Origin of the sequence: Pseudoalteromonas sp. PAB 2.2, from assembly GCF_001938575.1 — a bacterium.
Taxonomy (GTDB): Bacteria; Pseudomonadota; Gammaproteobacteria; order Enterobacterales; family Alteromonadaceae; genus Pseudoalteromonas; species Pseudoalteromonas lipolytica.
Genome location: NZ_LYPI01000007.1, coordinates 143,003 through 168,391, shown reverse-complemented (window position 1 = coordinate 168,391; position 25,389 = coordinate 143,003). Strand labels below are relative to the sequence as shown.

The following is a 25,389-nucleotide window of genomic DNA, read 5'->3' as shown; positions in this document are numbered from 1 at the left end:
AGACAAGTATGCGTTTATTTTTATCATTGCTCGTGGTGTTATCTATTGCGCAGAGTGTTTTTGCTGCGACGCCTGCAATTGGCACCGAGCCTGTCACATTTATGCATGTAGAAAAAAATAATAAGCATGCCTATAACAGCATTCAAGCTGCAATTAATGCGAGTAGCCCCTATAAAGAGGTGGTGATCACTGTTGCAGCTGGTGAGTACAACGAAAAACTGTATATCACCCGCAGTAACCTCAGTATTGTCGGTGAATCCGCCGCTAATACTATCATTCGTTACGCACAGTTGAGGAATAGTTGGCGAGAACACAATGACAGTGACTGGGGAGCTGCCGTGGTTAATATCACTGGCAGTGACATAACACTCGCCAATATCTCCGTTATCAATGATTACGGAAAAATTCATAACACACTTGAACATCAGTTTGCGATCCGCGGCTTTGAAAACGCATCACGAATCATCTTTCATCAATGTGACGTACAGGCCTATGGTGCTGATACAGTGAGTCTTTGGAACAAAAAAGAGGGTCTTTATTACCACTCTTACTGCTCTTTCACTGGGGCTACAGATATGGTTTGCCCAAGAGGTACCGCCCTCATTGAGCATTCTCAATTTTACAACTTAAAACAAACCGCGACTCTTTGGCATGATGGCGAATTGAGTAGCGAACAAAAGTTTGTTGTTGCTAATAGTGAATTTAATGGCGTAGAAGGCTTTTGGCTTGGCAGACATCATTATGATGCCCAGTTTTATTTATTAGGAAATCAGTTTTCTGATAACTTGGCAGATAAACCTATCTTTAAAAAAACCTATGCGGATAAGCAAAGAGACCAACCAAATCGTTGGGGATCCCGTTATTTCTTCGCCAATAACAAAGCCCCGTATGCTTGGTTAGATGATAACTTCCAACCGAAACAGCTCAATATAGAAGAAAACAACCTTGTTGACTGGGTTTTCAAAGGCGAATGGCAGCCCAAGCAACAATTGCAGATGCTGGAACAACAGCTGGCTACTCAAAATTTTAAAACTGATGCATTTCAGTTGAAATAAGTTGCGTTAACTTTAGAGTGCATGCTTTGGGTTTCAATGTCACTGTAAGTTATATCGTTACTCACCTCTCACAGGTATGCACTCAACCTCGTTCGATAAATATGAGTGTGGCATAATTACGCCACACTCATATTACTCATCACATTTAGAAGTTAACACCCACTGACAACCAGTAGCGACGACCATCTTCTACATAACCATACTCTGCCTCTGATATTTCTTTATCGAATAGGTTATACACACCAAAGCCAAGTGTAATTCGTCGGCTTAAATCATAGTTACCCCCCATGTCTGCCAAAGTGTAGTCTGGCGCAATTAAGCTACTTTGTGATGGACCTGTCGTAGGTTGGCTTTCTTCACCGCGATAATGCACACGCAGCCACGTTCCTAGTTTATCTACTGGGCGCCAATTAAGTGAGGTTTGTAAAATGTGTTTAGGTAATTGATTAAGTGGACTGCCTTTGTATTCACCGGTTTTTTGCTCAGAATCGGTGTAGGTGTAATTAGCACTCACATCAAGCTCGCTGGTAATTTCGTAAGAAACCGACAGCTCAAACCCTTGTGTTACTGCTTCATCAACATTGATATAAGTTGTAGGCAGAGAACCAAACTGATTCGGACCATCTGTACATTGCGTTAATGGGCAAGAAATACGCGTAATTTTATCTTTAAACTCGTTGTAGAACACCGTACTTGAGAGCGATAAATCGCGACTGATATCATAATAAATCCCCATTTCGTAGTTTACGGACTTTTCAGGGATTAAGTCTGGGTTACCATAAATATTACCACCACGGCTTACCTGTCCCCACGCTGGAGTAGATTGGCGAATATTCGGTGCTCTAAAGCCTGTTGAAATTCCCCCTTTCACAGTCAGCGACTTAGTGGCATTGTATACACCATATAAACGCGGACTAAGGTGACCCGCAAAGTTACCATCATGATCATAACGAAGCCCTGTGGTCAGTTTAAATTGCTTTGATGCAGACCATTCATCTTCTGCAAACACCGACCATTGCTCGTTTTCCACATGCGTTAAATCACTGATGCTATTACTCGTATAATCATCCAGTTCTTCTTTTAAATACGCCGCACCAACGCTTGCATTATGATTGGTAAATGGCAGTGTCCAGCTTGTTTGCGCGTCGGTATTTTCGACATACATTTCACGCGAGGTGTTATCAAACTTATCGTATTTTAGATAGCTGCGCGATGAGCCAAAATCGTAGAAGCCATTATGGCTAAGCGAATAAGTTTCTTGGTCGTACTCTGTGGTTGACGACTCAGGACACCCCCGTCGGCCACAGCTTTCACCTTGCGCTAAAGGCGCGACAGTTTTACCTAAAGTTTCATCCAGTTTTTGTTTTGCCGAGCCCACCTCAAACATAATTTCGTGGTTATCTGATGGCGTTAAAATAAACTTCGCTTTGATATTGCTTTGCTCTTTACCTCGAAAGCCAGCAACAAAGTCATCTTCATCACGCTCAGAGAACTGCCCTGAAAGCTGAACTCCTAGCAACTCTGGAATTAAGCCACCCGCGGTAAAAAAGCTACCTTGATTAATGTTGCCAGATTCGCTTGATTCTTGAATGGTGCTGTCTAAACGCAGTTCGCCATACCACTTTTCGGGTGTTTTACGGGTTATAATATTGATAACCCCACCAATGGCATCAGAGCCATACAGTGATGACATAGGGCCACGAATAACTTCAATTCGGTCAATGGCTGAAATAGGGGGTGTCCATGCCCCTTCAACACCTGGGCCATCACTATTTGGACGAGTTTCGCGAGAGGTTTGACGTTGGCCATCAATTAAAATCAAAGTGTACTGGCTTGCCATACCACGCAAACTGATATCTTTTCTATCACCACCACCGGTCACAACCACACCGGGTACGTCGGTCATGGCATCTGTTAAGTCACGGTAAAAACGCTTTTCTAGCTGCTCACGATCAATCACGCTAATACTTGCAGGTGCCTCTTTTAGCATTTGCTCATACCCAGATGCAGAAACAACAATCACTTCCATGTCTTGTTTTTTATCATCAGCGTATGCAAAATGAGATAGGCCTGCTAAGACAGCAGCGGTGAGAGGTAAAACAGAAGGAACAACCCTCGTCATAATAATACTCCGTGACTTTTTGTTTATAAATGATAATAATTAGCGTTTGCAATATTAATGAGAAGTCCCCGTTTTAACAATTTACGATTTCTTAAAACTGAATTAAGAAGGCCTGAACAATGAATTCCAAGCTAATCAAAACACTACGCGTATTTTCTCGTACTGTTGAAACAGGCAATATGAGCAGTGCTGCTGCTGAGTTATCAATGACGACATCGGCTGTAAGCCAACATATAAAGCAATTAGAACAGGAAATCGGGTTAAGTTTATTTAATCGCAGCCCGCGAGAGTTGACGCTGACCGAAGCCGGTCATTTGTATTATCAAAGCTGTTTAAAGATGCTGGCACTTGCAGATCAAGCCAGCACGCAATTACAACACTTACAAAGTAAACCCAGTGGCGAATTAAAGTTAGTGGCCCCCGTCGGTTTTGGGGGAGGGCTTTTAAGTGAACCGCTCGAGCGCCTAATAAACGAGTTTGATGATTTACGTATTCAGTTAATTTTAACTGATGAGCCAATCGATATGATAAAAAGTGGCGCAGATTTAGCCATTGCAATAGGCCCATTAACAAACTCAAATCTGATTGCACGAAAGCTCGCAACCTGGCCGTTAAAGCTCTGCGCCCACAGAGATCATCCTATCGCTAAGTTTAAAAAAGTCAGTTGGGATGATTTACATCAGTTCTCCCGTATTTCACATACATACGCCGACAGCAATGCATTTAATCCACTAACGCTTGAAAGTAAACCGCTGCCCAAGGCAAAAATAAACGTCAATAACATGCAAAGTTTAATTGCGCTGGTCTGTGATGGGGTCGGTTATGGCGTGTTGCCAGAGCCTGAAGTGAGGCACTTATTAAGAACAAAAGAACTCATCGAAATCGCGCCCGAATGGGCCATGCCAAACTACACCGTGTATGCAGTTACCCCAGCAAGAGACAGCTTAGCTGCAAAAACCAAAACAGCGATAGAAACCATAAAACACTGTTTTAATGATGTATCGAAACAGGTTGAATTTGTTGATTAAGGCCAGTATGGATAATACCAATTCGCTAAAATAAGCGCGTGGGTATTATCCAAGTGCGAGCCAAACACCTACACACATCATAAGCGCACCGGCAATACGATTTAGCCATTTTAAATTGTCGCCTTTATCTAAAAATAACCTCAAGCTTTTACCACCCGTGGCATAAATTAACATACAGATAAACTCACTCAGCATAATAATGCTTACTAATACAGCAAGCTGCGGGGCAACGGCTAAATCTACATTTATAAAAGGGGGCAAGAGTGAAATCATAAACGCCCACCCTTTTGGGTTTGCGATGGCAGTGATATAACCTTGTGAAAACAGTTGTCCGCGCCCTATTTGCTGCTCGGTTTCATTTTCGGGCTTAAAACTGGTTTTTGCGCGCCACATATTGACTCCAAGATAAATAAGGTACGCACCGCCAACATATTTTAGTATCGCAAACAACGCAGGATAATTAAGCATAATACTGGCAACCCCCACAACAGCCGCAATTGCCACCGTTGCCACGCCAAGCACTTCACCCACCATCATCCACAATGTGCGCCTTACCCCCACACTCATACCCAGAGTCATCGCTAAAGTCATGCACATACCTGGTGTAATAGACACAAAAAAGAAGGTAGGAATAAAAACCGCAAGTACTGCTAAATCGAGCATAAACCAATCACATCATGAATACTGAAAAAATAGAAAAGCGATTTAAACACATTCAATTAAATAAACAAACACGCGATTACTCACATTTCAATGCGCTAAAGCTCATGAAAACTGGTAATGCAATATTAATATAGGGAGCTAGTTAGCCCACGATCTTCGTTACTAAAATATAAGCTACAAAAAAGCCTATACCATTAGGTTGGGCAACACATTCTATTGCAGCAAATAATCAAGCCAGATCATTATTACGTACAGCGCGACCACGAGTAGTCATTGTATCGGACTCCATCTATTGTGATAGCGATGGCTATTGCACAAGCGCTTCATCTTCAGTCAACTTTGCTTAACTCAGCTCTACTTTATAGCTTCGATAAGTACAGACACTATAACTAATTTTCCACGTGAAACTGAATTTAGTATTTTACCTAAACAGCAATGACCCCTGTGATCACTGCAAACTTGTTGCGCTGAGCTTTTACCTTCTCTGTAAAATACCTATGAGTGCTCTGTAGCTTTATCTGACGGGATAATTTAATTGAAGAAAGACTCGAATGTGCAGTTTGAGAGAACAATTAAAAAAACTCATCACCTAAAAAAGACCATTGCCTGATGAGCAATTCCGTAAGCACGACTAACGACTCACAAAAACAATATACACGTTGGTCAATCTCATTATTTAGCATGTAAAAATAAACAAAAAGACATAATTAATTCCAGAATAAAAACCAATTAGAAAAACAATTCCCCAAAAAAGGGTTAAATAGATTGAACAATACCAATATTTAAATTAACGTCGTTAATAGAATATCAACAAAAAAAACACTGGGAACATCAATGAAAAACACTCTATTAACAAAACAAACTATTTTAACCACTGTGATTTTAGGTCATTTATATGCAGTTCCAGCAATAGCCATGGATACAGAAGATAAAATTGAAAAAGAGGAAAATCTAGAAGTAATAACGGTTACTTCGCGTAAAAAACTTGAAACAATCCTAGAAATACCTATGAGTATTTCAGCGGTATCTGCAGTTGAGATTGCCAATCGAAACTACCTTGATGCATCTGATATTTACCGTACTTTAGCTGGTGCTGCAGCACCTCGTGGTCAGTTAATTTTAAGAGGGTTAAGCGGAGGGAATAGCGCATCGCCAGATACAACAGCCATATTCACTGATGATATCCCGTATGAATTTACAAACCTCACAGATGTTGAGCGAGTTGAAGTATTACGCGGCCCACAAGGTACATTATACGGTTCGAATGCAATCGGTGGTACGGTTCGCGTTATCACTAAAAAACCACAATTAGATGAATTTGAGTTATTTGGTACGATTGAAGGCTCAAGTGAAAATAATGTAGATGGTTTTGACAGCAGCTTATCTTTGGGTGTTAATGTACCTCTATTAGAAGATACCCTTGCATTAAGAGTGACAGGTAATATAACCAACGATGTCCGTCCTTATGTCAATCAAGCAACAGGCCAACAGAGTAAAAGTCAAAGTAGTTTTATTCGAAGTCAATTATTATGGCAACCAATTGATAATTTAGCACTTAACTTCACCTATGTGCATGATGAGTATTCTGCTAATGGCGCAACATTGGGAGATACCTCAAAGCCAGGATATTACTATGAATTATCTTATGATGAAGATGCTTCAGCTAAGTACGGTTATGATATCTCAGACACTAAAATAACATGTGATCCGACATTTAATCGCCCAGATTGTATTCAAGGTGGTGGATTTATTCATGATGCTGATGATAAATATGCTCTCTATAATTTACTCGATGGTTGGGATAAAGAGTCTACAAATTTATATAGCTTAACTGTTGATGTTGATAATATAGCCGACGTTGCTTCATTAACTTATGCTGGTTCATACCGAAAAGTAAAATCTGATTCGCTGGATGATTGGTCTCGTTTAGATGCTTCTGATATGTTTAAAACATGGATAATAAACGATCAAGAGCTGTCCCGCGTTACCCATGAAATTAGGCTTCAGAACTTCGATTTAAATAGCAATTTAAGTTGGACTGTCGGTGCTTATTGGGATAAATCATGGCGACCTGACTCTCCAGGTCATCAATGGCAATATATTGAAAGCGGTGACAGGACAGCAGCTGCTGCACTTTACTGGTGGGGGGACGATGCCCAGCAAATCGGTTTAGATAACTTTGACGATCCTAATAAAATTTGGAATTATCATGTGTTCAGCGAGTGGGCAAAAGAGTTTGCGCTGTTTGCAGATGTAGCGTACCAAATTGAAACAGACGATTTTGGCAATATTGAGTTAAATGCGGGTATTCGCCATTTCAATTTAGAAGATTTTGAACGCACTGAAGAAATTGGTGTGTGGTCAAACGATAAAACACTGATAGGCGGTGAAGAACAAGGAAATCGCTTTAAATTTAGCGCTTCTTGGCAACCTACTGATGATTATTCAATTTATGCTCTTTACTCTGAAGGATACCGCCCAGGTGGTAACAATAGCCCACTAGCCGCAGCGTGTGTAAATGATGTTAATGCTAAAAATCGTAAAGCTCGCTTCACATCTGATTCAATCGATAACTATGAAGTTGGCTTAAAGGGCTCATTATTCGATGGTAAGTTCAACTTTAGCTCTGCTATTTATCAAATAAACTGGAGTGATATTAAGACGAGTATTTACATGGATTCTTGTGGGTTCTCTTATACCGCAAATGCAGGAAAAGCACGTTCTAGAGGGCTTGAGTTTGAGTCAAAAGCAAGCTTAACAGATACTATAGCATTAATTGTAAATGCCTCTTATACCAACTCTGAACTTACTGAAGATAATGAAACAATCGGTGGCGTTAAAGGTCAAGAAATGACGATGGTGCCTAAATATAATGCTTATATCGCAATTGATAAGGAATTTGACATTAATAACAAGCCATTCTTTATTCGTGGTGACGTCTCAGCATATGGTAAATACAACACGCACTTTGATACCAAACCTGGAGATGAAGTGCCTGGTTATGAAGTATTTAACTTATCAGCTCGTTATGAGGTCAACGAAAACGTGAAATTAAGCGTTCACTTAAATAATGTCTTCGATAATGATGCGATTAAGTATAAAAGAGATCGAAGTCGTAGTAATAGAACAACCGCTCAAAAATACATAGATTTTTTACCCGAGCGTAGCATTGGCATACGTTTAGATTACAACTTTATGTAAATAACAATTAAAGAGTCAATGCCGCTTTCTAAGCGGCATTATTTTTTCAACACGCTATTAACCAATTTATTTTTTAGCTCAGATAAGTTCGCCAAAAATATAAAACGACCGTTATATAAATTGTATTAATTAAGTTAGCGACTTTAAAAATATCTCGTTGATAAAAATTAAAAAATTAGTGATTAATTTTTTCAACAATTAATTCTATGCAGCTCAAACTCGTTAAATCGTAATTGGTAATACTGACCACCATTAACTTCAGCTTTAGCCGCTCAAAAAAATCCCCGCTAAAAGGCGGGGATTCTTAATATACGTATTTTGCTAATTACTGAGTGACACCTTCAGCAGCAACAGGCTCTACTTGCTTTTCATCACTTAATAAGTATTTATCTAACCATTGCTCTTGCTCCCAAAGCACATGCAATAAGCTCTTACGGGCACGGTAGCCGTGCGCCTCATAAGGCAACATAACTAAACGAGCCTCTTTGCCAAGGCCTTTTAATGCGGCGTACATGCGCTCGCTTTGCATTGGAAACGTGCCTGAATTTGGATCTTCTTGGCCGTGTATCATCAACATAGGTTCATTGATTTTCTCAGCATGGAAAAATGGCGACATTGCGGCATACACATCTTGAGCTTGCCAAAAATCACGTTCTTCACCTTGAAAACCAAATGGCGTTAATGTGCGATTGTAAGCACCACTGCGGGCAATACCCGTTTTAAATAAGTCGCTGTGTGCTAGTAAATTAGCCACCATAAAAGCACCATACGAGTGACCAGCAATCGCTATTTTGTCTTTATCGGCAATGCCTTTTTCAACCAATACATCAACAGCGGCTTGCGCACTCGATACGAGCTGAGTACGGAAAAGGTCATTCGGCTCTTTACCATCGACACCTACGATTGGCATTTTAGGGTCATCAAATACCGCAATCCCTTTTGCAAGGTACGGCATAGGCCCCCAATACCCAATGTAAGTAAACTCATACGGTGATTCGCGCACTTGCGATGCCACCGCTTTATCTTTGTATTCAAGCGGGTAAGCCCACATCAGTACAGGTAACGTTCCTTGGGTTTTGTCATAGTCCGGCGGCAAGTAAAGTGTGCCACTCAGTTCAACACCATCCTCTCTTTTATAACGAATAAGCTCTTTAGTTACGCCTTTAAATTCAGGGTAAGGATGCTCAAACGTAGTTAATTGAGTGAGTTTGTCGTTATCTAAATCACGAATAAAGAAATTTGGTTGCTCCGTTTTTGATTCACGTATGGTGATCAAACGCTCGCCTTCATCGTCTAACATCGCACGCACACGCTCGTAATAAGGTGCAGCTGATTGCCAAACACGGGTTGTTGAGTTTGTTTTTACATCGTAACGGTCTAAGAATGGGATATTTCCTTGCTCAGACGCCCCATTACCACGGAAATAAATATAACGACCGCCAACCACTTTGATGACACTTTCACCTAAGTCGTTTTTCTCGTAGATTGGGTAACCCGGATCTTTATAAGCATCATTGTAACTGCGCTCAGAAAAGAGCACGCGATTTTTATCGGCATTTCGAGGTTGTATAACAAATGTGCGTATTTGTCTGTCGCTAAAACGCCATTCAGATAATAAGGCAACATTGTTACTGCCCCACTCTATTGAGTCGAAGCGACGCTCTACTTTAGCAAATAGCTTAGGTTCACGTTTAAACGGAGCGCGCAGACTATAAAGGTAGTCATGGTGCGCTACATCTGTTTTCATATCGCCACCGTCTTGTGCTTCTGCCCACATGACTTCGGCACCTTGGTCTGAACGCCACTGAAAATCTCGACGGCCAGTACGAACGCTGTCGTAACCTTGGGGAATATTGTCGGCTAGCGGCTGTTTTGCCAGCTCAGCCAAGGTGTAACCGCGCATTCCCCAAATTTGCCATGTAGCAGCAAAGCGTTGGTATGGAACTTGGTACGAAAAAGGCTCATCGATCATACCCACCAAAATATTGGTTGAATCGGGCGATACTGAAAACGACTTAATTAACCCAGCTTGACCAATTGGCTGCGCTTGGCCGCTCAATGGAATATAAGTAAGCTGACTTTGGCCAAAAAACTTAAACTGCGCTTCATCGAAGGGGCTGCTTAATAAATTTTGATAAGTGCGCGCAGGTGCTTTTTCACCTGTACTTTGTTGAATTACCGGCACGACAGCCGTGCTGTCATTGGTTAAACGAGTTTTACCTAAATTAACAGCCGCATTTGCAACGATAGCACTGCTATCGGGTAACCACATGTAAGGAGTACGCGTTAATACTGAGTTTAACGGCGTATCACTGAGTTGCCTTGCTTGTTTTGTACTGACGTTATAAACCCATAAATTGGCACTATTTTTTTGTTCAATTACAAAGGCTAAGTATTGACTATCACTTGACCAACTGGGCGAGCGAATTAAACCATTGGGTAAACCCGATACCGTAATTTCACTCCCTGTTTCAACATGCTTTAGCACCAGAGACGTAAATATAGCGCGCTCACGTGAGCGCGAAAAATTGGCAGGATTGAGTTTAATTCCGGCGAGTTTTAGTTCTTCTTTCGCAAGATCTTGCAGGGTATCAATACGTTTTCTATCAAATAATGCCAACCACTCGGCATCATTTGATAAATAACTACTGGGGGCTAATTTAGCATCAACAACCGAAGCCAAGGCAGGTGAAGGTGTTTGATACCCTTCATTGGCAAAACTTGAAGTACAAACTGACACGCCAATCATCAGCGTAAAAAGCAATTTTAATGCTTTCATGTTAGTTCCTTTTTTCGTTTTTATTTCCGACTAAGAAAATAGTTTAAGACATTTTATAAAGAGTTTCGACTCTTTTGGCAGCTAATCAGTGACTTAAATCACTAAATTACGCTAATATAAGCACACTATATTCGCTACTTTTCGCTAGACAAAAATGAAAAAATTAACGGGCAAAGTCACTATTTGGGACGTAGCCAAAGAAGCGCAAGTATCAAAATCTACCGTGTCTTTGGTTCTCACTAACAGTGATAAAGTCAGTAATAAAAGTAAAGAAAAAGTGCTGACTGCCATCGATAAGCTTGGTTATGTATATAACCGAGACGCCGCAGCACTTCGAAGTAAGCGCTCGAATCTTGTCGCACTGGTAATTAATGACCTAACCAACCCCTACTCAGCGCAACTAGCAGTAGGCTTGGAGAAGCATATTTACGATTTAGGGATGTTGCCTATGTTGGTAAATATTGCCGAATGTGTAGAAAGACAAAAGCAAGTTGTAAAAACTCTAAAAGAATACAATGTGTCTGCTTTTATTATGTGCCCGGCCCCTGGCACCGAACAAAGCTGGCAAGATGACCTGATTAATAGCGGCTTTCCTGTAATTAATATAATGCGTGAGGTTCCCTTTTCGGCAGCTCCGTGCGTTTTACCCGACAACAAAAAAGGCACTCATATTGCTACCAGCCATATCCTGTCGCAAGGTATTGAAGAAATTGCTTTTTTAGGTGGTGTAGATGAAATATCAGACTACCATGAGCGACTGAGTGGTTTTTTATCGGCGCTTAAACAATTTAATATAAGCGAAGACAAACGTGTTATTCAGGCACAAACAAATCGTCAAGGTGGCCGCGAAGCCTTCAACAGTTTGATCAAAAAATCCCCGCATATCAAAGCGATTATTTGCTTTAACGATGTGATTGCTTATGGTGCCATTGAAGCAATGCGCCAACATGGATTAGAACCGGGCAAAGACATTAAAGTTGTTGGCTTTGATGATCTTGAAGATTCGCGATTAATGCTACCATCGCTCTCAACCATTGCAATAAATGCCGATGAAATTGGTAAGCGCACTTGCCAAGTTTTAAAAGAACTTCTTAATCAATCGACACCACCTGTCCGCACTTTGGTGGATGTCAATTTACAAATACGAGACTCAAGTCAATGAAAAAAGTGTTAGTGATCGGCTATGTATGGCCAGAGCCAAACTCCTCTGCCGCCGGCACCCACATGATGTCGCTATTGCGCGCCTTTCGAGCACAAAACTGGCAGGTCGAGTTTGCCAGCCCAGCGCAAAAAACAGAGCACATGATTGACCTTGCAAACGAAGGCATAACCAGCCAAGTCATTGCCCTAAACTGCGCCAGCTTTGATCAGTATGTACAAGCTTATAATCCCGATATCGTGATGTTTGATCGCTTCATGATGGAAGAGCAATTTGGTTGGCGTGTAGATAAATACTGTCCCAATGCTTTAAAAATCCTCGACACAGAAGACTTGCAATGCTTAAGAAACGCTCGCCACGAGGCACATAAAGCAGGACGTGCATTCAGCTTTGCAGACTTACACAGTGATATTGCCAAACGTGAAATAGCCGCTATTTTGCGCTCAGATATTAGTTTGATCATCTCGCACTATGAAATGCAATTACTAAACGATGTATTCAACGTTGATAGTGCGTTATTGCATCACTTGCCATTTTTAGTCGACTTAAAAGCGCTTCCGACCAACACAAAACCCTTTAATGAGCGCCAGCATTTTATGACGATTGGTAACTTTCGCCATGCCCCAAATTGGGATGCAGTCCTTTACTTACAACAAATCTGGCCGTTGATCCGCAAGCAGTTACCTGACGCCGAATTACATATTTATGGCTCTTACCCACCGCCTAAAGCAACGGCACTTAATAACCCTAAAACAGGATTTTTAATAAAAGGCTGGGCAGATGATGCCTATAAAGTGATGGAAGATGCTCGCGTATGCTTATCGCCACTGCGCTTTGGTGCCGGTATTAAAGGTAAGTTACTGGAAGCGATGATCATGCAAACGCCGAGTGTCACCACCCCAATTGGCAGTGAAGGCATGCACCTAAACGAGCCGTGGCCAGGTACAGTTTGCGAAAATGCAGAGCAATTTGCCGACGCCGCCGTAGCACTTTACAAAGATGAATCTGCGTTTATTCAAGCTCAGCAATATGGCAAACAGTTATTGCAAAAATATTATGATAAATCAAAACTTGAAGCGCAATTAATGGCTAAAATTGAACACGTCAGTGAGTCACTGATAAGCCATAGACACAACAATTTCACAGGGCAAATGCTGAAACATCACACAATGCGTTCAACACAATATATGGCGCAATGGATTGAAGCAAAAAATAAGTAAATTACCCCTAAATAACACTAGACATAGTAGCGTTTGTCGCTAAAATCGCGCTGGTAAATTTAAGCTTTATAGTCTGCTTTGCAGACTATATCTTATTGAAATTTGGTCTATCCTTAACTGAACAATTTAACCTTTGGTTCAAAACGCCTTTGAAAAACGCAACGTTTACTGAAAAACGAAAATTTATCGTTAAGCTGGGTAAAATGCTCCATAAATATGGCACACCAGCATATCGACTTGAAGCGCACTTAATGGAAGTCGCAACATATCTTGGCCTAAAATCCTCCTTCGTCATGTCGCCTACTTCAGTGACGTTTGTGATCTGGACAGATGGCCACGAAGAAGAGTACACCCATGTTGCACGCGTTGATCCGGGTGATCATGACTTAGGCTCGCTTGCTGATACCGATGATCTGGTAAATAAAATGCTCAATGGCGATTTAACCTTGCAAGAGGTTGATAAACAGCTCGACATTATTTACACCATGCCAAACCCTTACAACAAATTTACCACTGGCGTTGCGTTTGCAACATCAGGTGGTGCATTTGCAATGCTAATGGGCACCAGTTGGAATGATGTATTTTGGTCTGCACTGCTGACTTTAGTGGTGTATTTATTTGTTCTTTGGTCAACACGTTCTAAGCGCGTTGCTCATATGCTTGAACCATTAGTGGCCATTGTTTCCGCTATTTTAGCGTGTGCAGTGAGTGTGTACCTCGATGCCGAAATTAATATTCGGTTAGTTGTTCTCTCTGCCATTATTGTGTTTATACCGGGGCTTGCTTTAGCGTTAGGCTTTGCCGAACTTGCAGCGAGGCATTTGGTGTCGGGAACAGCCAGAGTCATGGATTCCTTTATGTTGCTGTTTAAACTCTATTTTGGTGCTTTTATTGGTATTGGTATCGGGTTTGCGATTTTCGGACAAGCCGATTTTGTGCAACCAGAACCATTACCCAAGTGGACCGCATGGCTGGCTATTTTCATGTTATGTAGCAGCTTAATCGTGATATTTAGAACCAAGCTTAAACATGCGCTATGGTCAATTGCATCAGGTTTTATTGCATATGGTACAAGCATTGGCTCAGCAATGTATCTTGACTACACCTTGGGTACATTTGTAGGGGCATTATCGGTTGGTATTTTTAGTAACCTGTTTAACCGTGTTGCGAATGCACCTGCTTCTATCGTCGCCATGCAAGGATTAATCGTGTTAGTCCCGGGGAGCAAGACCTACATTGGCCTAAACTCGCTGATTGAAGGTCAAGATTTTGTGTACGCCGAGCACATAGGTCAGCAAACATTCTTGATTTTTATGTCGTTAGTAGCGGGTTTAATTTTCGCCAACGTTGCGCTGCCACCGAAAAAGAGTTTGTAATTTATATAAGCCCGAGTTTACTCGGGCTTTTTGGTTATCGGCAGTCGTAAGCAAGCGTGTAAAGTCAAGACCCCCCCCCTTCTAAAGGAAACCAAGTTCGCCATGGATTAAAGCTTCGCATTAAAAACGAGGTTACTGCATAACTGATACAAACAAAATACCTAGGTGCCCCGCGACAATTTAAAATTTCCTTCTTCGTGTTTATTCTCAGCTTCTTTTAATCAGTATCGAATCGTTTTTAAATTTGCCCACTTTTTCATCTGAAAGTTGTGAATGTCCGCTATTTAATTATCTAAAAAACAATAAGTAAATTTAACTCATTAATACTAACACGCTATACGTTGCGTTAGTTTGACACCCGTTAAGTGCTCTGTGTATGCAACTAAGCACTTAAAACTAAATAATAAAACATAAGTTCGAATTCAAGAGAATGGACAATTTTGGGCAACTCGATGGTAACTTAACTATTAAGCTGACAACACAGTTTGATATTATTTTTGATGCTATCAATCTCACCAATGAAACAACCTATACCTATGAGCGCAATCAGTATGCTCCAACAGGCATATACAAAAATGGTCGTCGCTTCTATTTAGGCATTCGGTATAGTCATTAACCGCATTCGTTACTAATCCTGTTTCATATTGCTATAATCGGTGACAATAATAAAACAAGCGAAGGAAAACACTATGCTAAAGTCAGTTTTAGCCTTAGCCGTTGGTTTGTCTAGCACATTTGCTGTAGCCAACGATACTATCACGATTGATGATATCCCATTGATTCAATCTGTCGTTCAAACCAGTGTCAGCCCAGATGGCGATAATGTTGCCTTTACACGCTCGGTCCCGCGCACATTATATAAAGATAAAAATGGCCACAATTACAGTGAGCTTTTCATTGTTGACGACAAAGGCGTTGAACGTCCTTACATTACAGGTAAGGTCAATATCAAAAGCATTCAATGGTCTAACGACAGCAAAACGGTGTACTTTTTAGCTAAATTGAATGATGACGAATACACTTCACTGTACCAAATCCCTGTTGATGGTGGCCAAGCGCAAAAAGTGTTGTCGTTAAAAGGCACATCTATTTCAAGCTATAAATTAGGCCCAAATAACCAACATGTGGCTATTTTGGCATTACCAGCAAAAGACAAGTCTGAAAAAGAACTAAAAAAACTTGGTTTTATGGCTGAAGTTTATGAGTTAGGTCTGGATAATAAAGCGCTGTTTATTGTCGATTTAGCGAACTCTAACACCCCATTAAAGCCTACAGCACTGAATGTAAATGACTACGTCAGTGATATGAATTGGTCTGCAAATGGTCAAAAACTACTTGTTAAAACCCAACCAACAGCGCTTATTGATGATAAATACACTAAATCAATGTGGCACTTGTATGATATTGCAAGCAATGAAGTCACTCTGTCTTTTAAAACAGAAGGCAAGCTAGGCGATGCTGAGCTGTCTGCCGATGGTAAATATATTGCTATTTTAGGGGCCGAAGACAAACACGACCCAGCCACAGGTCGCTTATTTATAGCCGACACTGATACAGCCGAAATCACTGAATGGCTGCCAAACTTTATGGGGCATGTTGTTGACTTTGAGTGGTCTCATAAACGCAATACACTTAATTTTATAGCCAATGTGGGCACTGAAAGCTTTATTGCGAGTATTAAAACTGGTAGCAATAAGTACAAAAAGATTATCAAAGAAGGCAAATTTATTGCCACAAACCTAAGCGTATCTGACTCAGACAAAACACTTGCTGTTCGCGCTAATACGGCGCAGCACCCGAACGAAGTCTTTATTATTCGCGGTAATAAAGCCACCCGCTTAACCGATTCAAACAGCTGGTTAAGCGATAAACGCTTTGCAAAGCAAGAGACTATCTCGCTAAAAGCGCGCGACGGTGTAGACATTGAAGGGGTACTAATTTACCCACTAGATTACCAAGAAGGAACCCGTTACCCACTCATTATGTCGGTGCATGGTGGGCCTGAAAGTCATGACAAAAATGGCTGGTTAACCAATTACTCTCGCCCAGGGCAAATGGGTGCAGCACGCGGCTATGCAGTGTTTTATCCAAACTACCGCGGTTCAACAGGTAAAGGGGTTGACTACTCTAAGCTTGGCCAAAACGACTATGCAGGTAAAGAGTTTGATGACCTTGTCGACTTTAAAAACCATTTAGTTGAAATGGGGTTAGTTGATAGCAAACGTGTGGGTATTACCGGTGGCTCTTACGGTGGTTATGCCTCTGCATGGGCTGCAACTAAGCTCACCGAGCACTTTGCTGCCAGCGTCATGTTTGTGGGTGTTTCAAATCAACTCTCTAAGTTTGGTACAACTGATATTTCGAATGAAATGAACCTTGTTCACGCGCGTTCTTACCCGTGGGATAAATGGCAGTGGTACTTAGAGCGCAGCCCAATATATTGGGCTGGTCAATCTAAAACACCGCTACTTATTATGCACGGTAAAGATGATCCTCGCGTACACCCTGCTCAATCAATGGAGCTATATCGCTACATGAAAGTACAAGGTAAAGATGTGCGTTTGGTGTATTACCCAGGCGAAGGCCACGGCAACCGAAAAGTGGCTGCTCAATACGATTACAGCTTACGATTAATGCGCTGGATGGATAACTATTTAATGAAGGGTAATAAAGACATGCCTGAATTTGAAATTGACCATGCTGCAAAATTAAAAGCACGTAAACAAGCAGCAGAATAAAGCACTTCCCTATACGCCCTGTCCTTAAAAAGCAGGGCGTTTTTAATTTAATACTGTACTTTGATTATGCAGCTCAAACTGATATAACTCATTAATAGGTTTACTAAAAAAATAAAAAGGAATTGTTCAGTGATGCGCCTAATCTGGATTTTTATCAGTCTCGTTGCTGTGAAAGTGTTCGCAGAACCTGCGTGTATTAATTGTCATCAAAGTCAGGTCGAGGATTGGCAAACATCACACCATTTTCATGCAATGGAAAAAGCCACACCGGCCACAGTGCTTGGCAACTTTGATGATCAAACACTTGAATACCAAGATCAAAAAGCACGCTTTTATACACGCGACCAACAGCTATTTATTGCTATGCCAAACCTTAACGGCACACTGACTGACTATCCCGTTTTATATACATTTGGTTACGAGCCACTGCAGCAATATATGTTTGATATGGGAGGAGGCCACATTCAGCTTTTTCCGTTTGCGTGGGATTCTCGTAGTAAGGAAAACGGCGGGCAGCGCTGGTTTGTGCTTCATCCTGAGCAAAAACAACATGATTTATTTCACTGGTCACAAAAAGGACAAAACTGGAATCACATGTGTGCCGATTGCCATTCAACTGAATTTAAAAAGCAATTCGATCTTAACACCAACCGCTTTAATTCAACCTACAGCGCTATCAACGTCAGCTGTAAAGCGTGCCATGGCGATACAACTGAACACTTAAAATGGGCAAATGGTGATAAAAAAAGAACAGATAAAGGCTTTGCTAACAATATAAATACGCAAACGCCGTTGTTCACTACCCAAAAAGACGGCAGCATGAAAAGCGTGCAACCTCTCGTAAAAAGCGACCAAGTTCAAGTCTGTGCAACGTGTCATGCTCGTCGTTCGCAACTTAACGACCGAAGTGATCCCCATAGCTTTTTACAGGATTTTCGCGGATCGCTGCTTACGCCTGAGCTCTATCATGTTGATGGCCAAGTGTGGGATGAAAATTATGTGTGGGGCTCATTCTTACAAAGTAAAATGTTTAATGCAGGCGTAACCTGTAGTAATTGCCATAACCCGCATTCAGGAAAGCTAAAACTACCCGGCAACCAAACCTGTACACAGTGTCACAGCCAAGTCGATTTCGACACACCCGAGCACCACGGTCATAAACTCGAAAGTGAAGGTAGCCAATGTGTTGATTGTCATATGCCCGCTACTACGTACATGCAAGTTGATGCCAGACGCGATCATAGTTTTCGCGTACCTCGTCCAGACCTAACTCTTAAAACCAATGCACCCAATGCCTGTAATAGCTGCCATGAAGATAAAACACCTCAGTGGGCAGAAAAGCAGATACGAAACTGGCACCCAAATTCGGCACATTTAGGCAAAGAGCACTTTTCACAGGCGTTCCATGTCGCTGATAATGGGTTACCCAATGCATCAGCCATGCTGACAAAAATTGTGCAAGACAAATCATTTCCTGACATTATTCGCGCATCGGCACTGAGCCGTTTATCAAGCAGCCCCGATAACAATGCCGTAGTTGCGATTGCGCGATCAGTAAAAGATCCTGAGCCGCTGAAACGCCAAGCAGCTATTGAAGCGGCAATGCCTTTTGACATCAACCAACGCTGGCGAATGCTCAATCCACTGCTTGATGACACGCACCTTCCCATAAGAGCAGAAGCAGCCCGCGCCTTAGCGCCTATGCTAATGGAGGCTTTTCCAAGTGGATTGAATGAACCAGACTCTGAGCGCCTGAATAAAGCCCTTAATGAATATAAACAAACCCAGCTGTATCAAGCTGAGCGCGGGTACGCACATACCAACTTAGGTAATCTCGCCCTTACTCTACAAAAACCAGAGGAAGCCAAAGCACATTATCTGCAAGCAATCAGCATTGAGCCAATTTTTGCACCTGCCTATGTTAACTTAGCCGACTTATATCGAAATCAAGGAGATGAGGAGGCCGCCCAGAAAACCTTGAAACAAGGCTTAGCTGTAAATAATGAAAGTGCCGATTTGCATTATGCATTGGCAATGAGCTTAATTCGCACCAAGCAAAAAGAGGCTGCGTTAGGTCACTTAAAAAATGCCGCTAATTTTGCAAAAAACAATGCCAATTACTCTTTTACTTATGCGTTGTTGTTGCAAGACTTGGGTGACATGCCACATGCCATTTCAGCCCTTGAACATGCATTCACACTCGCACCAAATAACCCAGACATCAGTTACAGTTTAGCCCAGTGGTATGCTGGTGAAGAAAACTACGCTCAAGCACTCTTCTATGCACGAAACTTAGCGCGCCTTGTACCGGGCAATCAGCAAGTTCAACAGTTTATTCAACAACTAGAAATGATGAACAGTATTGGTAAATAAACACGCCATAAAAAGGGCCTAAAAAGGCCCTATTTATTACAGACTCTGTTTGGCTTTAGTGGCCATAATTTAATGACTTCGCTTTTTCTATTGCTTCGTTTACATTCAGTGAGGCTGCTTCTTGGCGAGGCGGGAACTCAACAAACGTTTTTACATGCTCATTTAACTTGGCAATAATAGGTTGCAATAACCAACTCTTACGCATGATTTGGTGAAAACCCGTTACCCCGTCGTAATGCTCTAAAGGGTCTTTACGTAAGTTAAATAGTTTGGGCATACTGTGAGTGATCATATCATCGTAGTAAATCCCCTTTGGCTTCGTTGCAAAGTGCATTTTCCAAGGGCCAAAACGAACAGCAGTTAACTGCGACTCATAGTAATAAAAGAAAAAGTTACGCGCAGATTTATCAGCCTTACCAGTCCAGTAATCAAGGTTATTTTCACCGTCGATATAAACTTTATCTGATTTTTTCAGTTTCTCACGTAAGTTCTTCTCACCGAGCGCAGCGGCAATAGTCGGAAAAACATCTTCATGTGATGAAATACCGTTGAGCTTTAAGCCTTTCGGAATTTTGTTAGGCCAACGAACCAAAAATGGGACGCGAACACCCCCTTCCCAGGTTGTCATTTTTTCACCACGGAACGAGGTTGTGCCTGCATCAGGCCAGCTTGATTGCTCTGGACCATTGTCACTGGTGTAAATAACAATGGTGTTATCTGCAATTTTTAGCTCATCCAGTTTGTCCAGCAGTTTGCCAACATGTCCATCATGCTCCATTAAACCACTACCAAAAATATCTTCTTCCGAGCTAATATCGGTTGCTAAATGACGGCTTTCTGGTTTTAAGTGCGTATAAACATGCATGCGGCTAGTGGCATGCCAAATAAAGAATGGTTTTTTAGCTTTAACAGCGCGTTCCATAAAATTGAGCGAACGCTCTAACACTTCTTCATCAAACGTTTCCATTCGTTTACGCGTCAGTGGTCCTGTATCCGTAATTTTACCATTAGCATATGACTCAATAACCCCTCGTGGCCCAAACTGTTTTATAAACTTCGGATCTTTAGGGTAATCAGCTTGTTCTGGCTCTTCAGAAACATTTAAATGATACAAGTTACCGTAAAACTCATCAAAGCCATGCTTAGTTGGTAAGTGTTCATCCAAATCGCCTAAATGATTTTTACCATACTGAGCAGTCATGTAACCACGGTCTTTTAAGAATTCAGCCAATGTAGGATCGGCTTCTTTAATTCCTAACGGGTTACCGGGCTGGCCTACCGTTGTTAAACCTGTACGAATTGGTAACTGACCCATTAAAAATGCCGCTCGCCCTGCTGTACAACTGGGTTGCGCATAATGATCTGTGAAAAGCGCACCCTCATTAGCAATTCGGTCGATGTTTGGGGTCGGGTAAGTCATACCATGCGAATATGCACTAAGTGAAATTGGGGCAACGTCATCAACCATAATGGCCAACACGTTTGGTTTATCTGCAGCAAGGCTTACGGTGGACACCAAGCTACAAATAACCGCCGCGAGTAGTTTTTTCATAAATCATCCTTTTTCATTGTTAATAACATCATAGTCTCATGATGAATCAACAATCAGTATAGATGAAAAAGCCACCATTTCTAGTTTCTAAATTAGGCAAACACGATTTAAATCAACTTTTCTTTTACCCACACAGCCCTTATTAATAAGTTGATTTTATTAACTTTTAAATATTTATAAATGCCTATTCAGCAACCAAATAAGCAATCAAGTATGAAATGAAGGAGACAGCACAGTGGATATCGCTGCTAGCAGCCCTTATTTGTAAATTTATAAACGGCTAAACGTGCACTTAAGGCTCTGGTGTAGGCAGTGTGGTGAGGGGATTTTTTACTGGTTTTTTTACGCTCTTTACATGAATAAATTGCCCTAAATTGATCTATCCCATGCTTCGCTTGTAACCGACTAACTTTATCAGCTCGATTATTGAACTCATCGAGCAAATAGACTATAAGTACTTAAAGTACCTATTTTTTATCTCTATTTTGTGTAAGGACAACACATGAACTCACAGTACTTTTCTGTTCTTTTATGCTCATTGAGTGTGCCACTTAGCGTGGTTGCCGCTGAAGAAAAAGCAGTACAGGATATGTCGGATCCACTCGCTGTTTATACGCAGGTGGGTATAGGTGCAACCAATAAAGGCCTTAACCTTAAAATAGGTCAAGCATACGACACCGGTATTGCAACTACCGCAGGAATGAATGTCATTGAAGTAAAAGGGATCTACGGAGATACATTAGGTTGGGACAGTGATAGCAAAACTACAGACTCAATCGATTCATTTCGTTTCCGTAATTTTTCTGTTGATTTAACCACCATGAGTGCCACTCAAATAGACGCAACCTATAACCTGAATGCGAATTTGGTTGCCGACGAAAGTATGGATATATCTTACAGCTATATTAAGGCACTCAAACCTATGGGACGTTTCTCGTTTTATCCATTAGCTGGGGTTGGTGCGTCGTTGGGTGAAAATGCACGTGAGGACGATGGTTCTCGAGACAGTGGCTACTCAATTATGGGAGCGTATGGGTTAATAGGTATGTACGCGAAAGTCACTATCTCCGACAAAATCTGGCTGAACTACAACCCCTTCTGGTTAACAACCATTGGAGGAAGTGATACCTACAAAGACCATTATTATGGCCTTGATCAAAGTCATATCCTAACCCACGAATTTGCTGCAAGTTACCAAATTAATCCACGCATGAATCTGCGGTATTTTGCAAACTGGAATGAAAATGTCGATTTCATGGACGGTGACCATCGCTTGGAGTTTAACTACCAGCTATAAAAACATTGATAATCGAACGCCAAGGAAGCAAAACACAAAACTGAGGTAAAAAAGAAGTGAGAAACGTTGTACTAATAAATTTAGCGGCTGCATGGTTCGTGAGTACCCATAGTGTTGCTTCCAGCTATGATGACTACGCGATAAAGCCAGCAGAAACGCAATTAAGTAATCAGCAACAAAAAGTGGATGAACCGATTTCTTTTTTACCTATTCCAACTTTTATTACAGAGCCTGCCGTCGGGCCAGGATTAGGTGTCGTTGGGCTATTTTTTCACGATAACGAAAAGAAGAAAAAAAAGCAGAAAAAAGAAGGGTCGACCTTGCCACAAAGCATCAGCTTAGTGGGCCTTATGGGCACAAAAAATGGCACCAAAGGAGCCGCTATAGGGCATATTACCTTTTGGGATGAAGACCGTATTCGCTACCAAGGTATTATTGGTTGGGCGAGTATAAACCTCGACTTTTACACCTTTGACGAAATAAAACTACTCACACCACTTTCTCTCAATATTGAAGGCCCTGCCCTATTTCAAAATTTAAAACTTCGGTATCAAGACAGCAACTTTTTTTATGGCTTCAAACAAATTTATCGTCAGGTGGACATTAGCTTGGCAGAGAACCCCATTGAAGATTTTTTGCTTGAGAATGGCATCATCAAAGAACACCTTTCACTCGATGTAAATACTTCAGGTATTGGCCCCTTATTAGAGTACGATAGCCGAGATAACCCGCTTAACCCTGAGCGTGGCTTTAACTATAAAGCCGAGTACTTATATTTCGATGAGGCGATTGGCAGTAAAGTCGATTACACCAGTTTAAAACTAACCGCTCTTAATTACTGGCGTTATACCGATAAGTTTAACTTTGCATTACGTATGCAATACGATTCGGTTAATAACCGAGGCGAAAAACGCTTACCCGTATATATTCCACCCAGTATTGGTTTGCGCGGTGTATCGGCTACGCGTTACCAAGGGCTTAATGTATTTGTCACTGAAGCAGAAGCCAGTTATAAGGTCACTCATAAAATAAAATTAAATGCATTTACGGGTATGGGCTGGGCTGCCGATAATTTTTCTGACTTATCAAAAGCAGACACCGTAAATATAGTAGGCGCGGGCTTTCGTTACTTAATTGACGAGCATTATGGTATCAGTATTGGCTTAGATGTAGCGCATGGCCCAGAACAAAATGCTATCTATATTCAGGCGGGTTCAACATGGTAGTTATACCTAAAATTTAAATCTAACGTTTTAAAATGGTGTAATCACAAAGGTTGAAGTTGGATAATTAACTGCTACTATCAATAAACTAATAATAAATCAGTATATTCGTGTTTCAGGGATTGAATTTATGCGCAGCACAGCCTCGACCAAACATTTTCCGTATAAAAACTTTAAACCTCATGGATTAGTTGAGTTTTATCAACATCAGCACACACTCTTTGCAACAGCGACTGGACCGTTTAACGAAGAAATTATCGACGCGCATTCATTTATACAACAAGCCTACATTACTAAATTGATTGATACCTACGGAGGCTGGTATGAATTGGTTGAATTTGAAAACTCATGTATGGCAACACCGGGGGCACTTGAAAAACTGATGGTGTATTTATCAGAACTAAAACGTAAAGGTGTCGCCTCAAAAAAAACCGCGTTGGTGATTTCAGATGAACTTGAAGGCGCAAACCTGCTTCGAGAAACGTACCGCAACTTATATAAAAAAGCCGGAATGACAATGAACATATTCAAATCAAAAACGGCTGCCTTAAATTGGTTATCCGAAGAGCCAACACCCGAAGTGTCGTTCTAACTTAGGCGATTTAAAAAGTGTTGCTCTTCTTCACGTAAGGTCAACACCTCCACACCAGCAGATGTCACCGCCAAAGTATGCTCCCACTGTGCAGAAAGTTTTTTATCGCGAGTAACAACCGTCCACCCATCGGGTTTGGTTTTTATTTTAGCCGTTCCCTGATTTATCATAGGTTCGATGGTGAATGTCATACCTTCTTTAAGCACTAATCCGGTATTTTTTTTACCATAGTGGAGCACATCGGGTCCTTCATGCATTTCTTGCCCTATGCCATGTCCACAGTATTCTTTCACCACGCTATAGCCTTGTTGGTGAGCAAAATTTGCAATGGCGTTACCAATATCACCAAGCCGCACACCTGGTTTTACCATGTTGATTGCATGCCACAGCGCCTCTTGAGTTTTATTAACCAGACGCGTTGCCAGCGGTGAAACCGCCCCAATCATGTACATTTTACTGGAGTCTGCCAAAAAGCCATTTTTTTCAAGTGTGATATCTATATTGACGATATCTCCATCTTTTAAAACGCACTTTTCATTTGGAAAACCATGACATACCACCTCGTTAACAGAGGCATTTAGCACATAAGGATAATCGTACTGGCCTTTGCTCGACGGCCTTGCCTGCAATTCATCAACAATATAGCGCTCAACAAGGTTGTTAATTTGCATTGTGGTTACCCCCGCTTTGACATGAGGGTCTAAATACGCGAACACCTTGGCTAATAAGCGCCCCGATTCACGCATGAGCGCCAGCTCGTCCTGTGTTTTAATTACCACTTTTTTCATCGATTCCTTCCTTAACGGCAACATCCGCTAGCCGTAACTGTTCTTTAATAATGTCACTGTAGGTCATGGTTGGATTGAGCTCGGCTAACATACCTATTTTAATCCAGTACTCTGATTGCGAGTTTATTGAACGCACCATCGCCGTACTTGCTTTACGGATTTCTTCATGCAGTTCATCACTAATTTTAACAATACCCATTACATCACCAATATATGAAACATA

General features: G+C 41.4%; 18 protein-coding genes. 12 read left to right on the top strand and 6 right to left on the bottom strand.

Annotated elements, in window-relative coordinates; all coding sequences use genetic code 11:
• Nucleotides 1–8: 8 nt before the first annotated feature.
• Nucleotides 9–1,055, top strand: coding sequence for a pectinesterase family protein (locus BWD47_RS01170; RefSeq protein WP_075593208.1), 1,047 nt, complete (start codon nt 9–11; stop codon nt 1,053–1,055).
• A 145-nt stretch (nt 1,056–1,200) separates the two neighbouring features.
• Here the strand turns inward: BWD47_RS01170 and BWD47_RS01165 are convergent, their stop codons facing one another.
• Nucleotides 1,201–3,177 carry a ligand-gated channel protein gene (locus tag BWD47_RS01165; RefSeq protein WP_075593207.1) on the bottom strand — a complete coding sequence of 659 codons (1,977 nt, stop codon included), beginning with the start codon at nt 3,175–3,177 and terminating at the stop codon, nt 1,201–1,203.
• Nucleotides 3,178–3,296: 119 nt separating this feature from the next.
• Between BWD47_RS01165 and BWD47_RS01160 the strand changes: the two genes are divergently transcribed.
• Nucleotides 3,297–4,205, top strand: coding sequence for a LysR family transcriptional regulator (locus tag BWD47_RS01160; RefSeq protein ID WP_036972294.1), 909 nt, complete (start codon nt 3,297–3,299; stop codon nt 4,203–4,205).
• A gap of 45 nt (nt 4,206–4,250) precedes the next feature.
• Here BWD47_RS01160 and BWD47_RS01155 read toward each other — a convergent pair whose 3' ends face one another.
• The gene (locus tag BWD47_RS01155) at nt 4,251–4,868 is read right to left on the bottom strand and encodes a LysE family translocator (RefSeq protein WP_075593206.1); all 618 of its coding nucleotides are present in this window, start codon (nt 4,866–4,868) and stop codon (nt 4,251–4,253) included.
• A gap of 834 nt (nt 4,869–5,702) precedes the next feature.
• On the opposite strand from BWD47_RS01155, the gene BWD47_RS01150 reads away from it, so the two are divergent.
• Nucleotides 5,703–8,069: a TonB-dependent receptor gene (locus BWD47_RS01150; protein ID WP_075593205.1), complete on the top strand. Its 2,367-nt coding sequence runs from the start codon at nt 5,703–5,705 to the stop codon at nt 8,067–8,069.
• 325 nt (nt 8,070–8,394) lie between these two features.
• Here BWD47_RS01150 and BWD47_RS01145 read toward each other — a convergent pair whose 3' ends face one another.
• Nucleotides 8,395–10,818 carry a prolyl oligopeptidase family serine peptidase gene (locus tag BWD47_RS01145; RefSeq protein WP_371915634.1) on the bottom strand — a complete coding sequence of 808 codons (2,424 nt, stop codon included), beginning with the start codon at nt 10,816–10,818 and terminating at the stop codon, nt 8,395–8,397.
• A gap of 184 nt (nt 10,819–11,002) precedes the next feature.
• Here BWD47_RS01145 and BWD47_RS01140 point away from each other — a divergent pair, with 184 nt between their 5' ends.
• From BWD47_RS01140 to BWD47_RS01115, 6 genes are all read left to right on the top strand, one after another.
• On the top strand, nt 11,003–12,010 hold the full coding sequence (locus BWD47_RS01140; protein WP_065978959.1) for a LacI family DNA-binding transcriptional regulator: 1,008 nt from the start codon (nt 11,003–11,005) through the stop codon (nt 12,008–12,010).
• Entirely contained in the window at nt 12,007–13,227 is a 1,221-nt protein-coding gene (locus tag BWD47_RS01135) for a glycosyltransferase (RefSeq protein WP_074988719.1), read from the top strand. Before BWD47_RS01140 ends, BWD47_RS01135 begins: the two co-directional genes overlap by 4 nt.
• Nucleotides 13,228–13,376: 149 nt before the next feature.
• Entirely contained in the window at nt 13,377–14,603 is a 1,227-nt protein-coding gene (locus BWD47_RS01130) for a threonine/serine exporter ThrE family protein (RefSeq protein WP_074988806.1), read from the top strand.
• 430 nt (nt 14,604–15,033) lie between these two features.
• Nucleotides 15,034–15,219: a TonB-dependent receptor gene (locus BWD47_RS01125; protein WP_036972301.1), complete on the top strand. Its 186-nt coding sequence runs from the start codon at nt 15,034–15,036 to the stop codon at nt 15,217–15,219.
• A 73-nt stretch (nt 15,220–15,292) separates the two neighbouring features.
• On the top strand, nt 15,293–17,341 hold the full coding sequence (locus BWD47_RS01120) for a S9 family peptidase (protein WP_036972302.1): 2,049 nt from the start codon (nt 15,293–15,295) through the stop codon (nt 17,339–17,341).
• Nucleotides 17,342–17,473: 132 nt separating this feature from the next.
• A complete protein-coding gene (locus BWD47_RS01115; protein WP_074988718.1) occupies nt 17,474–19,714 on the top strand; it encodes a tetratricopeptide repeat protein in 2,241 nt (746 codons plus the stop codon).
• Between the two features lie 55 nt (nt 19,715–19,769).
• Here the strand turns inward: BWD47_RS01115 and BWD47_RS01110 are convergent, their stop codons facing one another.
• A complete protein-coding gene (locus BWD47_RS01110) occupies nt 19,770–21,266 on the bottom strand; it encodes an arylsulfatase (protein ID WP_074988717.1) in 1,497 nt (498 codons plus the stop codon).
• A gap of 502 nt (nt 21,267–21,768) precedes the next feature.
• Between BWD47_RS01110 and BWD47_RS01105 the strand changes: the two genes are divergently transcribed.
• The 3 genes from BWD47_RS01105 to BWD47_RS01095 all read left to right on the top strand — a co-directional run bounded on the left by BWD47_RS01105 (nt 21,769) and on the right by BWD47_RS01095 (nt 24,378).
• Nucleotides 21,769–22,563 (top strand): hypothetical protein, encoded by a 795-nt coding sequence (locus tag BWD47_RS01105; protein ID WP_074988716.1) that lies wholly within the window; start codon nt 21,769–21,771, stop codon nt 22,561–22,563.
• Between the two features lie 56 nt (nt 22,564–22,619).
• Entirely contained in the window at nt 22,620–23,789 is a 1,170-nt protein-coding gene (locus BWD47_RS01100; protein WP_256719140.1) for a BamA/TamA family outer membrane protein, read from the top strand.
• Between the two features lie 127 nt (nt 23,790–23,916).
• Nucleotides 23,917–24,378, top strand: a complete 462-nt coding sequence (locus BWD47_RS01095) for a hypothetical protein (protein ID WP_036972305.1) — start codon at nt 23,917–23,919, stop codon at nt 24,376–24,378.
• Here the strand turns inward: BWD47_RS01095 and map are convergent.
• A complete protein-coding gene (gene map, locus BWD47_RS01090; protein WP_074988715.1) occupies nt 24,375–25,166 on the bottom strand; it encodes a type I methionyl aminopeptidase in 792 nt (263 codons plus the stop codon). The two genes, BWD47_RS01095 and map, sit on opposite strands and share 4 nt — an antisense overlap.
• Nucleotides 25,147–25,365 (bottom strand): ParD-like family protein, encoded by a 219-nt coding sequence (locus BWD47_RS01085; RefSeq protein ID WP_074988714.1) that lies wholly within the window; start codon nt 25,363–25,365, stop codon nt 25,147–25,149. The genes map and BWD47_RS01085 overlap by 20 nt, the downstream gene beginning before the upstream one ends.
• Between the last annotated feature and the right edge of the window lie 24 nt (nt 25,366–25,389).

What these genes read in the sequence shown, in the direction of transcription:
- BWD47_RS01110 (WP_074988717.1), bottom strand. Translation starts at nt 21,266, where the DNA reads ATGAAAAAACTACTCGCGGCGGTTATTTGTAGCTTGGTGTCCACCGTA.
- BWD47_RS01105 (WP_074988716.1), top strand. Translation starts at nt 21,769, where the DNA reads ATGAACTCACAGTACTTTTCTGTTCTTTTATGCTCATTGAGTGTGCCA.
- BWD47_RS01125 (WP_036972301.1), top strand. Translation starts at nt 15,034, where the DNA reads ATGGACAATTTTGGGCAACTCGATGGTAACTTAACTATTAAGCTGACA.
- BWD47_RS01140 (WP_065978959.1), top strand. Translation starts at nt 11,003, where the DNA reads ATGAAAAAATTAACGGGCAAAGTCACTATTTGGGACGTAGCCAAAGAA.
- BWD47_RS01115 (WP_074988718.1), top strand. Translation starts at nt 17,474, where the DNA reads ATGCGCCTAATCTGGATTTTTATCAGTCTCGTTGCTGTGAAAGTGTTC.
- BWD47_RS01155 (WP_075593206.1), bottom strand. Translation starts at nt 4,868, where the DNA reads ATGCTCGATTTAGCAGTACTTGCGGTTTTTATTCCTACCTTCTTTTTT.
- BWD47_RS01120 (WP_036972302.1), top strand. Translation starts at nt 15,293, where the DNA reads ATGCTAAAGTCAGTTTTAGCCTTAGCCGTTGGTTTGTCTAGCACATTT.
- BWD47_RS01095 (WP_036972305.1), top strand. Translation starts at nt 23,917, where the DNA reads ATGCGCAGCACAGCCTCGACCAAACATTTTCCGTATAAAAACTTTAAA.
- BWD47_RS01150 (WP_075593205.1), top strand. Translation starts at nt 5,703, where the DNA reads ATGAAAAACACTCTATTAACAAAACAAACTATTTTAACCACTGTGATT.
- map (WP_074988715.1), bottom strand. Translation starts at nt 25,166, where the DNA reads ATGAAAAAAGTGGTAATTAAAACACAGGACGAGCTGGCGCTCATGCGT.
- BWD47_RS01165 (WP_075593207.1), bottom strand. Translation starts at nt 3,177, where the DNA reads ATGACGAGGGTTGTTCCTTCTGTTTTACCTCTCACCGCTGCTGTCTTA.
- BWD47_RS01135 (WP_074988719.1), top strand. Translation starts at nt 12,007, where the DNA reads ATGAAAAAAGTGTTAGTGATCGGCTATGTATGGCCAGAGCCAAACTCC.
- BWD47_RS01145 (WP_371915634.1), bottom strand. Translation starts at nt 10,818, where the DNA reads ATGATTGGCGTGTCAGTTTGTACTTCAAGTTTTGCCAATGAAGGGTAT.
- BWD47_RS01160 (WP_036972294.1), top strand. Translation starts at nt 3,297, where the DNA reads ATGAATTCCAAGCTAATCAAAACACTACGCGTATTTTCTCGTACTGTT.
- BWD47_RS01170 (WP_075593208.1), top strand. Translation starts at nt 9, where the DNA reads ATGCGTTTATTTTTATCATTGCTCGTGGTGTTATCTATTGCGCAGAGT.
- BWD47_RS01085 (WP_074988714.1), bottom strand. Translation starts at nt 25,365, where the DNA reads ATGGGTATTGTTAAAATTAGTGATGAACTGCATGAAGAAATCCGTAAA.